Genomic DNA, 12,683 nt, shown 5'->3' with positions numbered 1-12,683 from the left:
CAGGATATACTATACCCCAATCAATTTTTGTCATTCCGGTTTCACTCATGCCTGATCGTATCAGTAACACGTTACCGTTAAGTATTTAGTTATTTAGGAGAAAGCCTTTGCAAGTGCATTGTTAAGTAAACTGCTTCTGCATCAGGAAAATTCGTTCGAAGTTCCCTTTGCATTATCTTAATCAACTTCCATGACAGATTATAGCACACAGGATATTCTTCTTTCAACACTTTTTCTAAACGTTCGTGAGCTTCAACTGGCTGATTCAATTCACTTCGTTCAATCGCATGTCTCAAATGACGAACAAGTCGTAAATAATCAATTCCAGTTCGATCAATGACAAGGTGTAATGAGTCTTCAATCACATGTACCAATTGATTGATTAAAGCTGAATATTTATTAAGTTTTCCAACACTACGATTTGTAATGGCACTATGGATATGCAGTGCAACAAAACCGATTTCTCCATCTGGAAGAGCGACATCTAGCTTATGGTTAATGTGCTGAATCACTTCTTCAGCAACTGTATATTCTTTTGGATACATCGTTTGCGTTTCTACTAAAAAAGGATATTTCACATCTAGGCCTTGACGAAGACGTTTAATTGCAAAAGAAAGATGATCTGTTAATGACACATGAATATGTTCATCAAGTTGAGAATCTAATTTATCTTCAATCAAAGATATCGAATCATTCATAATGGCAATAAAAGATTCCGAAACATTCGGCACCAATAATTTGTATTGTTCTTGCTCATGCTTATCGATAAGAATAAAATACTTGTCTACTTTTGATTCATCTAGCCTTTCGCCCTGTTTCTGATTAAATCCGATACCTTTCCCAGTTAATACCACTTCAGTATTTTGGTCAGAAATAGCAATAACGACGTTGTTATTCAGAATTTTCTTAATTTCAAATCCACCATTCATGTTCAAGTTCCCCTCATTAAACCGGTTTCATTTGTGATTATGAACGTCCTAATGATAGTAAATTACAGGTATTACGTCAATGAGAAAACGTTCCAATCGATCGTCTCCCCTCCATCATAAACGTTTTGAGAGTATTTTTCACCTTTACGGATTATATTTCTTTTCTGTCGTTATTATTGGAGACTATATATACATGTGCCTCTAAATCGATAAGCCACCTTTAGTTATTGGAACCGACCCACAAAATTTATCTTACCGTTATCTTAGAATAGTTTAATAACTACCTAACAAATCTCTATACTTAATAGGAAAAACCGGCTTTATTAAGCCGGTTCAACTAAATTTCTAACTCTCCCAGTCGAAGCAATTCAACAACAGCCTGAGAACGCCCCTTTACTCCAAGCTTTTGCATCGTGTTCGAAATGTGGTTTCGAACTGTTTTTTCGCTAATAAACAGTTCTTCTGCGATTTCTCTTGTTGTTTTGTCTTGAACAAGTAGTTCGAAAACTTCTCTTTCTCTTTTGGTTAATAGTGGCTTTGGTCGGTAGTGGTTCCCTTTCAACATTCCACCCTCCTCGATAGGGCAACAAAGCTACTTCAACTGAAATCCTATAGTCCATACAATATATGAATTTCTATCAGTCGTGTTACATTTATTCATATTTTCTACCTAATATCTTTAATAAAACCAATATGACAACCTTCGCTCTTGTTCATCATTTCCTGAGAAATATCGTAAGTAAAAGGAGAAGCATACATCCAAAACTATCTTCATGAAAAAAGATCCCCAAAAGGGGATCTTTTTTAGTGATCACTTCCAAAGAAGTTTTTAAATGTTTGAAGTGAAGTCGCTCGATTCATTGCAGCAATAGAAGTTGTCAATGGAATGCCCTTCGGACAGGATTGCACACAGTTTTGCGAGTTACCGCAATTGGCGAGGCCCCCATCTCCCATTAAACCTTCAAGACGTTCCTCTTTGTTCATTGCACCTGTTGGATGGGCGTTAAATAAGCGTACTTGAGATACAGCCGCCGGGCCAATAAATTCAGAACGGCTGTTTACGTTAGGACATGCTTCAAGGCAAACACCGCAAGTCATACATTTTGATAGCTCATAAGCCCACTGACGTTTATTTTCTGGCATTCTTGGACCTGGACCAAGATCATAAGTTCCATCGATGGGAATCCAGGCTTTTACTTTCTTAAGCGCATCAAACATTCTACTCCGATCGACTGCCAAATCACGCACGACAGGGAATGTTGTCATCGGAGCCAAACGAATCGGCTGTTCAAGCTGGTCTAAAAGAGCTGTACAAGATTGGCGTGGTTTACCGTTAATCACCATTGAACAAGCTCCACAAACTTCTTCAAGACAACCCATTTCCCAAATAACTGGAGTTGTTTTCTCCCCATTCGCATTAACAGGATTACGACGAATTTCCATTAAAGCAGAAATCACGTTCATGTTTTGACGATAAGGAATTGTAAACGTTTCTTCATACGACGCAGAATCAGGGCCATCCTGCCTTTTTATTTTAAGAGTAACGGTTTTCTTTTCACTCATCATTTATTCCCCGCTTTCTTCTTAGAATAATCACGTTTACGAGGTTTAATTAATGATGTATCTACTTCTTCGTAGTAGAACTCTGGTTTGTTGTTAACTGCATCGTATTTGGCCATGGTTGTTTTTAACCACTCTTCATCATTACGTTCAGGGAAATCAGGCTTGTAATGTGCTCCACGACTTTCATTACGATTTAAAGCACCGATTGTAATTACTCGTGCTAACTGCAGCATGTTTGAAAGCTGTCGTGTGAACGAAGCCCCTTGATTACTCCATTTGGACGTATCATTAATATTGATATTCTCGTAACGCTCCATCAACTCTTGGATCTTTTCATCCGTTTCTTTCAACTTATCATTATTACGCACTACTGTAACGTTGGCAGTCATCCATTCGCCAAGCTCTTTATGAATTTGATAAGCATTTTCTGTACCATCCATCTTCATAATCGCATCTTGTTTCGCTTGCTCTTCTTGTTGGTGTTTCTCAAATAAAGAAGAAGAAAGATCTTCCACCGTTGATTCTAGTCCATTAATGTAGTCAACTGCATTCGGACCTGCAACCATTCCACCATAAATAGATGATAGAAGAGAATTTGCTCCAAGACGATTACCACCATGTTGAGAATAGTCACATTCCCCAGCTGCAAACAATCCTGGAATATTTGTCTGCTGATTAAAATCAACCCATAGTCCACCCATTGAATAGTGAACAGCTGGGAATATTTTCATAGGTACTTTGCGTGGATCGTCTCCCATGAATTTTTCATAGATTTCAATAATACCGCCAAGTTTAACATCTAGCTCTTTCGAATCTTTGTGAGAAAGATCAAGGTAAACCATGTTTTCCCCATTAATTCCAAGCTTTTGACTAACACAAACATCGAAGATTTCTCTTGTCGCAATATCTCGCGGAACAAGGTTACCATAAGCCGGGTACTTTTCTTCAAGGAAATACCATGGCTTTCCATCTTTATAAGTCCATACACGGCCACCTTCACCACGTGCTGACTCACTCATGAGGCGAAGTTTATCATCACCTGGAATTGCAGTTGGATGAATTTGAATAAATTCACCATTTGAATAAATTGCTCCTTGCTGATAGAGCGCTCCAGCTGCAGATCCGGTATTAATTACTGAGTTTGTACTCTTACCGAAAATAATACCAGGTCCACCTGTCGCCATAATAACCGCATCAGCTTCAAAGCTTCGGATTTCAGAAGTCGTTAAATTTTCACCAACCACACCGCGACAAACACCATCATCATCGAGAATAGCTGATAAGAACTCCCATCCTTCATACTTCGTAACAAGTCCTGCTACTTCATGACGACGCACTTGTTCATCTAGCGCATAAAGAAGCTGCTGACCAGTCGTAGCACCCGCAAACGCAGTACGGTGATGCTGTGTACCACCAAAGCGGCGGAAATCAAGAAGACCTTCAGGTGTACGGTTGAACATAACACCCATTCGATCCATTAAATGAATAATACCTGGTGCCGCATCACACATTGCTTTTACAGGAGGCTGATTTGCAAGAAAGTCTCCTCCATAGACAGTGTCGTCAAAATGTTCCCAGGGAGAGTCACCTTCCCCTTTTGTATTAACAGCCCCATTTATCCCCCCCTGTGCACATACAGAGTGAGATCGTTTAACTGGAACGATGGAAAGTAGATCCACGTTCATTCCTGCTTCAGCAGCTTTGATGGTTGCCATTAATCCTGCTAGGCCGCCTCCAACTATCACTAATTTACCTTTACTCATAAGAACGGTTCCCCCTTAAATGCTGGCTCTGTCTGAAAAATTATGTATCAGACGTGGTGAAGACAGTTCACTTTCTTATACAAATGCAAACAATGCGCGCATGCCTACTACTGAAAGTGCAACGAAAATAATCATTGTGACATAAGTCATCACACGCTGTGATTTTGGTGTTACTGTAAAGCCCCAGCTTACGAAGAATGACCATAAGCCATTGGCGAAGTGGAATACTGTACCAAGTACACCGATAATGTAAAAGATCATCATGGCTGGATTTGATAAGATATCAACCATCATTTGGTAGTTCACTTCAGCTCCCATTGCAGCCTGTAATCTCGTTTGCCAGACGTGCCATGTTACAAAGATTAATACGACCACGCCTGAGATCCGCTGCAAGTAAAACATCCAGTTACGTAGATAGCCGTAGCGACTAACGTTATTTTTGGATTGAAATGCGATATAAACACCGTAAATCGCATGAAATAAGAGCGGTAAGAAAATGACAAAAATTTCGAGCACATACCTGTATGGAAGACTCTCCATAAAGTGAGCTGCGTCATTAAATGCTTCGGGCCCTCTTGTTGCAAAATAGTTAACTGTTAAATGCTGAATAACGAAGAGTCCGAGTGGAATTACTCCTAGAAGCGAATGCAATTTTCGGCTTACAAAGTCTCGACTTGCGGCCATGTTTTGTGTGTCCCCCTTTTAAGTTGTTAAGCTACCATCTGCCAGTGCATTTTTTCTATTAAAGAAGTCTTTGCATGCACAGAAATCATCGCTTTCTGTCGATTATATTGTGACATACCCATTGTACTCCCATCATTTAGGACCGTCAAGAAAACGCGTACATTTTGAGTTTTCAAAATTGCTTTGCTAGACTTTTATTTCTATCTATTGAATACGCTTCCTTTGTTGTAAATTCTATCGTTTATGCTATGGAGGATTTTACTATTAAACGTTATAATAATTTAGTAGAAAAGCTGGGAGGAATTTATGTTTAAGAAGCGTACAAACTCGATTGATTACAGCCATGAACTAGAAACAACTGCTTTTGGGTATGAATTCTACCGAGAAATTCTTATTCCTGAACTTCTTGGAAGTGAGCAGCCTGCTGTTTTATACTGGACTGGAAAAGAAATGGCCAGACAGTTCCCTCTCTCCACACGAGAAGAGATTGAAGAGTTTTTCCAACGTGCTGGTTGGGGGCGATTATCAATTGTACAAGAAAAAAAGAATGAAATAACGTTCGATCTTCATTCAGAACTCATCACAGAACGCAAAAAAACAAGTCGTATTGCCTGTTATCAACTAGAGGCAGGCTTTCTTGCTGAACAATATCAAAACATGCTCCATTGCATTGCTGAGGCCTATGAAATTGATAAAAAGAATGACATTCAATTTACAGTAAAATGGGACCCGAAAGATCAGATTTGATTAATAAAAAGGAGACCACGCCGTGGTCTCCTTTTCGATTACATTTGATTAACAGGTGTTCTCTCATCTAGCTGGAATTTGTCATGTAAGGACTCAATTGCATAAATCATTTTTTCTTCTGGAACGATCGTTGATACTTTGATTTCTGATGTGCTAACCATCTTCATTTCAATTCCATGTTCAGCAAGTACTTCAAACATCTGTGCAGCAACGCCTGGATTCGAAATCATACCAGATCCGACTATTGATACTTTAGCTAGATCTGATTCATGATAAATATGTTCATAAGGAAGTTTCACTTTGATACGACGAAGGACATCTAGCGTTAACTCGAGAGAAGCAGTTTCAATTGAAAACGAGATGCTCGTTGTATTTTTCTCTCCCGTGCTTTGAATGATAACATCTACGTTTATGCCATTTGAAGCAAGGGATGAAAATAGAGATGGGAGCGTTGTAAGCTCATTCGGTAAACCTGAAATTGTTATTTTTGTCACATTACTTTCAAAAGCAAGACCTCTAACGACTAAATTTTGTTCCATTGATACGACCTCCTCAATTAATGTTCCGGGTTCATTTGTAAAGCTTGAGCGTACCTCAAGCAGGATATTGTAGTTTTTTGCAAACTCAACTGCTCTCGGATGCAAGACACCAGCGCCCAGATTGGCTAGTTCAAGCATTTCGTCATACGAAATCGTCGAAAGCTTTCTTGCCCCTTTCACATAGCGAGGATCGGTCGTATAAACGCCATCTACATCTGTATAAATTTCACAACGATCCGCTTTAAGAGCGGCTGCAATTGCGACAGCTGTTGTATCAGAACCACCGCGGCCAAGCGTTGCAATGTCAGATGTATCCGTTAACCCTTGGAATCCTGCAACAATCACGATTTTCCCTTCAGCAAGGTGTTGATTCATCCGGGAAGCATCTATATCAAGAATTCTTGCATTACCATGAAACGTTTCGGTTTTAATTCCAGCCTGCCAGCCTGTTAGTGAAATAGCTTCGTATCCTTCTTCATTTAAGGCCATTGAAAGAAGTGCCGTTGTCACTTGTTCACCAGTCGTTAGGAGCATATCAAGCTCTCTTGGAGATGGTTTAGAAGTAATTCCTTTTGATAACCCCACAAGTTCATCCGTTGTTTTCCCCATTGCGGAAACAACTGCTACAACCTCGTCTCCATTGTTTACAGCTTCCATTAGTCTTTTGGAAACATTTTTAATTTTTTCTACATCTCCAACAGACGTACCTCCGAATTTCAATACACGTAGTCCCACTCTCTCCATCCTTTCTTTCATACAGCTTGGTTATCACTATGCGTTTTACTCGCATCTTACTCATACTCACGAATTTAAGAGTCGAAATGGATAAATTGCTCCGCTAATAAAAAGCGATGCCTTTGTTTTTTTATATACTTTAATGATTCTTTTCGCTATTAAAGTATAAAAAAACAACAATGAGAAAAACCTCACTGTTGTTTTCATAACAAATCCAAGAAAACGTCCCTTTGTGAGATAGTTCTCCATCCAATTCCCGGGTAGGTATTGGATGACAGCTCTGCATTTATTCAATACAGATCCAGTTTCAGACGGATAAGCGCCTTTCCACTTCGGCAAATTCCCCTTTCAACTACGATCAACGAGTCTTAACACTCTCCCGTAAGCTTACTAATGGTTTTTGCGCCTCTACCATCACTTCAACTTTCGAAGTGTGGAACTATTAAATTTCACTCATTATAACGAACTTACGTGAATGCCGCAAGATGTTCTTGAAAATTAATTTGAATGATTTTCAAATCGAGCCACAACTTCCTCCGCTACATTCATCGGTAATCCGGCATTATGAAGATCTTCTGCAGTGGCTTCTTTCATCCTTTTAATGGATCCAAAATGATTCAACAACTTCTTTTTTCTTTTCTCACCTATACCTGGGATGTCATCAAGGCTTGATTTAAGCATTGATTTACCTCGAAGCTGTCGATGAAATGTAATAGCAAACCGATGCACTTCATCCTGAATTCGCTGTAAAAGATAGAATTCTTGACTATTTCTTGGTAAGAATACACCCTGTGGAGGATCTCCAATGAGAAGGTGAGATGTTTTATGTTTCTCATCTTTAGTAAGAGAGCAAACCGGAATTTCAAGACTAAGCTCATTCTCAAGAACGTCTTTTGCTGCTTGTATTTGAGCAATGCCACCATCAATGATAATTAAATCAGGGAGTGGTCCACTTTCTTTTAACACTCTCGAATATCTTCTTCTGACAACTTCTTTCATTGATCCTACATCATTTGGACCATCAACCGTTCTTATTTTATACTTTCGATATTCATTTTTCTTTGGTTTTCCATCAATAAACACCACCATCGCTGAGACTGGGTTGGTTCCCTGGATATTTGAGTTATCAAAAGCTTCAATTCGAAGAGGTGCGTCTATACCGAGCTGATCGCCCAAATTTTCAACAGCATCAATCGTTCTCTTTTCATCCCGTTCTATTAATGAGAATTTCTCATTAAGTGCAATCGTTGCATTTTTCATTGTAAGCTCTACAAGTTCTTTTTTCTTTCCGCGCTTAGGTTGATGAACAGGAATTTGAAGAAGTTCTTCAACCATCTGAGCATTTACCTGCTGAGGAAGTAAAACCTCTTTCGGTTTAGGATGATTTTGCTGAAGGTAGAACTGACCGATATAGGTTAAGAAATCTTCTTCAGCGTCATTATAGAAAGGAAAAAGCGAAACATCTCTTTCAATTAATTTCCCTTGACGTACAAAGAAAACTTGGACACACATCCACCCTTTGTCAAAGCTGTAGCCGAATATATCTCGATCAATGCCATCATTGGATTGGATTTTCTGTACTTCCATTACTTTATCGATATGAAACATTAAATCTCGAAACTCTTTTGCTCGCTCGAAATCCATGTTTTCTGACGCAGTCATCATTTTTCGTTCGATATCTTCTTTTACTTCTTGATGACCTCCATTTAAAAAGCGGGTAATGCCCTCAATCATTTCTTTGTTTTGTTCCTTCGTAATGTCGTTAACGCAAGGCGCAAGACATTGTCCGATATGATAGTAAAGACAGACCCGATCAGGCATCTTTCGACATTTTCGCAATGGATAGAGACGGTCCAATAACTTCTTTGTTGCACTAGCTGCATAGGCGTTTGGATATGGACCAAAATATTTCCCTTTATCTTTTTTGATTTTGCGTGTAGTGATTAAGCGCGGCTGCTCTTCAGCCGTTATTTTAATATAAGGATAGCTTTTGTCATCTTTAAGCATGACGTTATATTTTGGATCATGTTTTTTAATTAAATTAAGCTCTAAAATAAGAGCTTCAAGATTTGTAGAAGTAACGATATATTCAAAATCGCGTATTTCGCCTACTAGACGCTGAGTTTTCCCGTCGTGTGATCCGCTAAAATACGAACGCACTCTATTTTTCAACACTTTCGCTTTCCCGACATAAATGATCGTTCCCTGGCGATCTTTCATCAAGTAACACCCGGGTTGGTCAGGAAGAATCGCTAGCTTATTTTTCAAATGTTGTTCCATACTGACTCACCTCTTTGCTCCCTTTCAAGGCGTATCTATGTTCCCCTTTTATTGTAACATAGTCACTCTTCAACCGATTACTGTTGAAACTCATATAACACGATATCATGATAGACAGGGTCATAAAGCGGTGAAGAATGAAATGTTTGGACTCGTTTCACTTGATCTTCAATCGGTATCCCTTGTTTTGCAAACCCTTCAACTACTTGCTCTGTTAAATACACACGATGATTATCATAATAACGAAGATCTGCCAGAAAGGATGAATAAGTGTAAATTTGTTCATGTTCAAATGAAACACGATTAAAAGACATTACCCTTGTTTCTTCCCAAGTATACACAATAAGCGGTTCAGTCTCGTCTTCTAGGTAATCAATTAATTGATAAACAGCCGCTGGATCGTTTGCTTCCTTCATGGTTGTATAAGAAACCGCTGACTGCACGCTAATTATGACTGCTAACAATAGCAGCATTCTTTTCGACCCATCACATTGTTTTTTTAATCCACACCATAGAAATCCAAGCAATACCATTCCTGGAAGCGGGAGAATATGGCGAGGCTTATCTATATTCTGTGCAAATAAAGCCCAAAGAAAATAACTAAAGATCATACTGACAAACGCCCATCCAAACCATGAGACTTCCGTAATCCTTATTGGTTTCTTCACTCGAACCATTGTTAAGTATACTAAGAGTGCTATGAGTAATAACAATACGAAAAGGTTTTGCCCACCAATCCCTGTCCATCCAATATTATTTAGAAACAGATGAGATAGACGCTCAAAAAAAGAAGTCGATGCGGAAACAGCTGTTCCTCCCCATTCTTCAAAGTGACCTTCAGAGAAGCCTAATGCGAGCTGAAGAAAAGCAGCGACCCCTCCTTCAGAAACAGCAAGACCTCCAACCCATATGAACTGAAAAACTACTGCCACTAGCACTTGCATCATCAAAAAAGAGAGATATTCTTTTGTTGTGAATTTGTTTTTTTGATAAATTAATAGCAAAACGAAGCCAATTCCGAACGGTAAATACGATAATCGCACCCCTAGTAATAAACTAAAGAAAAACGAAGATATTACGATCCAAACAGTTGAATGTTTAATAAAGCCCTGTTGTAAACTCCACATATACCACCAGAGAATTGCAACCGCTGAAGCTTCACTCATCGGTTGAACGGTTAGGACATTTACAAACACCATAGATTGAATAAGACTGACGGCTACAATGCTAAACGTCTTTGAGAGAAACGATCGACTTATTCTATACATTGGATATATGGCAAGTAGCATAAGAAGAGAATTCCACGTTGCAAGTGCCTCAGCTGGATTAAAAATCCATTTATTTAGCCAAATGCCTCCAAGAATAAAATAAGGATACCCTGGAAAATGTGGCTGCATTGCAAATAAATCAAAACGATCGAGGGCTAAAGTAAAGTCAACCTGATCCCAGGAACGTGGGGACTCGATTGCATAAATAAATCTCCACCATACGAGGAACATAAGGCTAATGAGTGACACAACCCATACCAGAGTATGAATGGCATACCGTTCCTTTCGATTTCTAAAAGCTCGATTCATTTTGTATCATCCTTTTCAGTTTCAAACAGAGGCGCAAAGCTATCGTTTGCGATACTAATGATGAAAAAAAGCACAAGACGATTTATTCCGCCTTGTACTTAGTCAGTTTATTTTACTGCAGATTCATTCATCTCGTTCGTTGCTTTGAAAACAGCTTTATTATTAGATTCTTTTACTTCTGCTTTTACTGGCTCTTTCTGGTGATTGACGAGCAAGTAAATTACGGTAAAGTAACCGACATACCCTATAATTTCTTCAATGGAAGGCATTGAGGAATAACCAAACAATGCTTTAAAGAAGATACCGATATCACCAGAGAGTAACGGAGCTACCCCTTGATCTCGCACGTAATGGGCATAGTCAATTGGATGTTCAGGTAAAAACCATGTTAAGTCATACACATGAGGCATAACACTGCCAATTAATTTAATATCCTGCATCATTGATATTCCCTGTACAAATAACCCACCTGCAATGAGTACAATAAAAATACCAGTGATCTTAAAGAAGGATTTAAGTGGAATACGCATCGTACCTTTAAAGAAAAAGTATGAAACGGCGGAAGCAATTAAGACTCCAGTAATCGCTCCCCATCCTTCAAATCCTTTCCCGATGTCCCCTCCAGTAATTGCTGCAAAGAAGAAAACAGTTTCAACACCTTCTCGTAGAACAACTAAGAAGGAGTGAATTACCATCCCAATAACATTACCTGTCGTGATATATTCCGTCATCTTCCCCTCAGTTTTACCTTTAAGGTTACGGCTATGAGACGCCATCCAGAATACCATTTGAGTTAATAAAACAGCTGAGATAAGCATAATGGAAATCTTCAGGTAGATCTCGCTTCCCATCGCAGCGAATCCTGTGAAAACAACCTGAAACAGCATGGCAACTCCAATACTTGCTACAACAGCAAGACCGGCTCCTAACCAGACAAACTTGTTATACTGGCACTGTCCCATTCGTTTCATATAAGTGGTTATGATTCCAATAATGAGAAGCGCTTCAAGTACTTCTCTGAACATGATCAGTAATGCCTGAATTTCCATTAAACTTTCCCCTTTCTACAAACAAATGCTTAGCGACGACGCTTTCTTGTTGTATAAATGACAACTCCAATAATTATTACTAAAAGAATGATGAGCGGGATCCAATTCGAAAGTTGACCTAAATCAGTCCAATCTGTTTTCCCACTCGACGTTTCTTCTTCCGTCGCACTTTCACCAAAGTGACCGATCTCAACCGATTTCATTTCAAAATGGTCTTGTAATCCATCAAGAATAACTTTCTTGCTTTCAGCAAACTGTTCTTCATTCGATTCCTTCTCACCAACCCCGAACAAACCAGGATTACCGAGAGAATCAAGTATAACTTCAAACTCATTTTTTATTGTTTCGTCAAGTTTAGGATTTGAGTCTTTCACTACTGGAGAGAGCGTTTTATATGTAGCATCTGCTTTACCAACCAATTTTCTTGTCGTATCATACTCTTCAAAATCCTTCTCTACATTTTCAAGTCTTCTAGAGATATTAAGCACGAGAATTTGCTGCATATTTGTCATCACAGCTTCTTCATTCTCATTGTCTAATTCAGTTTGAACAGCCTGAACCGCATCATCACCCATATGTAATTGTATTTCTTCTTTGACAGAAGAAAATATTTCGTTGGCTTGATTAAAATTAGGAGGAGATTCATTTAATTTAGCAGACATCTCACTATAGGCTTCAGCTACTTTTTCTTCAGTAGGATCACCATAGGAATAAGCTTGAGCAAGATCTGGTACAGCAAGAGTACAAATAAGTATTAGTAAAAAGACTGATGATAGAATGCGTTTTTTCATTAGAAATCCTCCTCATTGATAATGAT

Annotated in this window: 11 protein-coding genes and 1 riboswitch; of the genes, 1 reads left to right on the top strand and 10 read right to left on the bottom strand. The window is 38.8% G+C overall.

Translation table 11 applies throughout. From position 1 onward, the window contains the following. Positions 1–89: 89 nt before the first annotated feature. The 5 genes from glcT to LCL91_RS14550 all read right to left on the bottom strand — a co-directional run bounded on the left by glcT (position 90) and on the right by LCL91_RS14550 (position 4,939). Positions 90–929 (bottom strand): glucose PTS transporter transcription antiterminator GlcT, encoded by an 840-nt coding sequence (gene glcT, locus LCL91_RS14570; RefSeq protein ID WP_224883421.1) that lies wholly within the window; start codon positions 927–929, stop codon positions 90–92. Positions 930–1,266: 337 nt separating this feature from the next. Further along, positions 1,267–1,494, bottom strand: a complete 228-nt coding sequence (locus LCL91_RS14565; protein WP_369810531.1) for a helix-turn-helix domain-containing protein — start codon at positions 1,492–1,494, stop codon at positions 1,267–1,269. A gap of 239 nt (positions 1,495–1,733) precedes the next feature. Next, on the bottom strand, positions 1,734–2,492 hold the full coding sequence (gene sdhB / locus LCL91_RS14560; protein ID WP_098444449.1) for a succinate dehydrogenase iron-sulfur subunit: 759 nt from the start codon (positions 2,490–2,492) through the stop codon (positions 1,734–1,736). Continuing rightward, positions 2,492–4,255, bottom strand: coding sequence for a succinate dehydrogenase flavoprotein subunit (gene sdhA / locus LCL91_RS14555; protein WP_224883420.1), 1,764 nt, complete (start codon positions 4,253–4,255; stop codon positions 2,492–2,494). The genes sdhB and sdhA overlap by 1 nt, the downstream gene beginning before the upstream one ends. Positions 4,256–4,330: 75 nt before the next feature. Beyond that, positions 4,331–4,939 (bottom strand): succinate dehydrogenase cytochrome b558 subunit, encoded by a 609-nt coding sequence (locus tag LCL91_RS14550; protein WP_098444451.1) that lies wholly within the window; start codon positions 4,937–4,939, stop codon positions 4,331–4,333. A 306-nt stretch (positions 4,940–5,245) separates the two neighbouring features. Between LCL91_RS14550 and LCL91_RS14545 the strand changes: the two genes are divergently transcribed. Next, the gene (locus LCL91_RS14545) at positions 5,246–5,686 is read left to right on the top strand and encodes a YslB family protein (protein WP_098444452.1); all 441 of its coding nucleotides are present in this window, start codon (positions 5,246–5,248) and stop codon (positions 5,684–5,686) included. Positions 5,687–5,724: 38 nt separating this feature from the next. On the opposite strand, the gene LCL91_RS14540 is transcribed toward LCL91_RS14545, so the two are convergent. The 5 genes from LCL91_RS14540 to LCL91_RS14520 form a co-directional block, all read right to left on the bottom strand. Continuing rightward, the gene (locus tag LCL91_RS14540) at positions 5,725–6,960 is read right to left on the bottom strand and encodes an aspartate kinase (protein WP_224883419.1); all 1,236 of its coding nucleotides are present in this window, start codon (positions 6,958–6,960) and stop codon (positions 5,725–5,727) included. A 230-nt stretch (positions 6,961–7,190) separates the two neighbouring features. Further along, a riboswitch (Lysine riboswitch) is annotated at positions 7,191–7,379 on the bottom strand. Between the two features lie 79 nt (positions 7,380–7,458). Then, positions 7,459–9,240, bottom strand: coding sequence for an excinuclease ABC subunit UvrC (gene uvrC / locus LCL91_RS14535; protein WP_224883418.1), 1,782 nt, complete (start codon positions 9,238–9,240; stop codon positions 7,459–7,461). Positions 9,241–9,317: 77 nt separating this feature from the next. Beyond that, complete coding sequence (locus LCL91_RS14530; RefSeq protein WP_224883416.1) at positions 9,318–10,817, bottom strand: hypothetical protein; 1,500 nt, start codon at positions 10,815–10,817, stop codon at positions 9,318–9,320. Between the two features lie 107 nt (positions 10,818–10,924). Next, positions 10,925–11,866 carry an FTR1 family iron permease gene (locus LCL91_RS14525; protein WP_224883414.1) on the bottom strand — a complete coding sequence of 314 codons (942 nt, stop codon included), beginning with the start codon at positions 11,864–11,866 and terminating at the stop codon, positions 10,925–10,927. Positions 11,867–11,895: 29 nt separating this feature from the next. Continuing rightward, complete coding sequence (locus LCL91_RS14520) at positions 11,896–12,657, bottom strand: hypothetical protein (protein WP_224883412.1); 762 nt, start codon at positions 12,655–12,657, stop codon at positions 11,896–11,898. Between the last annotated feature and the right edge of the window lie 26 nt (positions 12,658–12,683).

It is taken from the genome of Guptibacillus hwajinpoensis (genome assembly GCF_020171785.1).
Lineage (GTDB): Bacteria > Bacillota > Bacilli > Bacillales > Guptibacillaceae > Guptibacillus > Guptibacillus sedimenti.
The sequence above is the reverse complement of the archived record's forward strand: the minus strand, read 5'-3'. Positions and strand labels throughout refer to the sequence as shown.

Coding starts and splice junctions, on each gene's coding strand:
- LCL91_RS14530 (WP_224883416.1), bottom strand. CDS start 10,817: ATGAATCGAGCTTTTAGAAATCGAAAGGAACGGTATGCCATTCATACT.
- LCL91_RS14545 (WP_098444452.1), top strand. CDS start 5,246: ATGTTTAAGAAGCGTACAAACTCGATTGATTACAGCCATGAACTAGAA.
- LCL91_RS14550 (WP_098444451.1), bottom strand. CDS start 4,939: ATGGCCGCAAGTCGAGACTTTGTAAGCCGAAAATTGCATTCGCTTCTA.
- LCL91_RS14525 (WP_224883414.1), bottom strand. CDS start 11,866: ATGGAAATTCAGGCATTACTGATCATGTTCAGAGAAGTACTTGAAGCG.
- LCL91_RS14565 (WP_369810531.1), bottom strand. CDS start 1,494: ATGTTGAAAGGGAACCACTACCGACCAAAGCCACTATTAACCAAAAGA.
- sdhB (WP_098444449.1), bottom strand. CDS start 2,492: ATGAGTGAAAAGAAAACCGTTACTCTTAAAATAAAAAGGCAGGATGGC.
- LCL91_RS14520 (WP_224883412.1), bottom strand. CDS start 12,657: ATGAAAAAACGCATTCTATCATCAGTCTTTTTACTAATACTTATTTGT.
- sdhA (WP_224883420.1), bottom strand. CDS start 4,255: ATGAGTAAAGGTAAATTAGTGATAGTTGGAGGCGGCCTAGCAGGATTA.
- glcT (WP_224883421.1), bottom strand. CDS start 929: ATGAATGGTGGATTTGAAATTAAGAAAATTCTGAATAACAACGTCGTT.
- uvrC (WP_224883418.1), bottom strand. CDS start 9,240: ATGGAACAACATTTGAAAAATAAGCTAGCGATTCTTCCTGACCAACCC.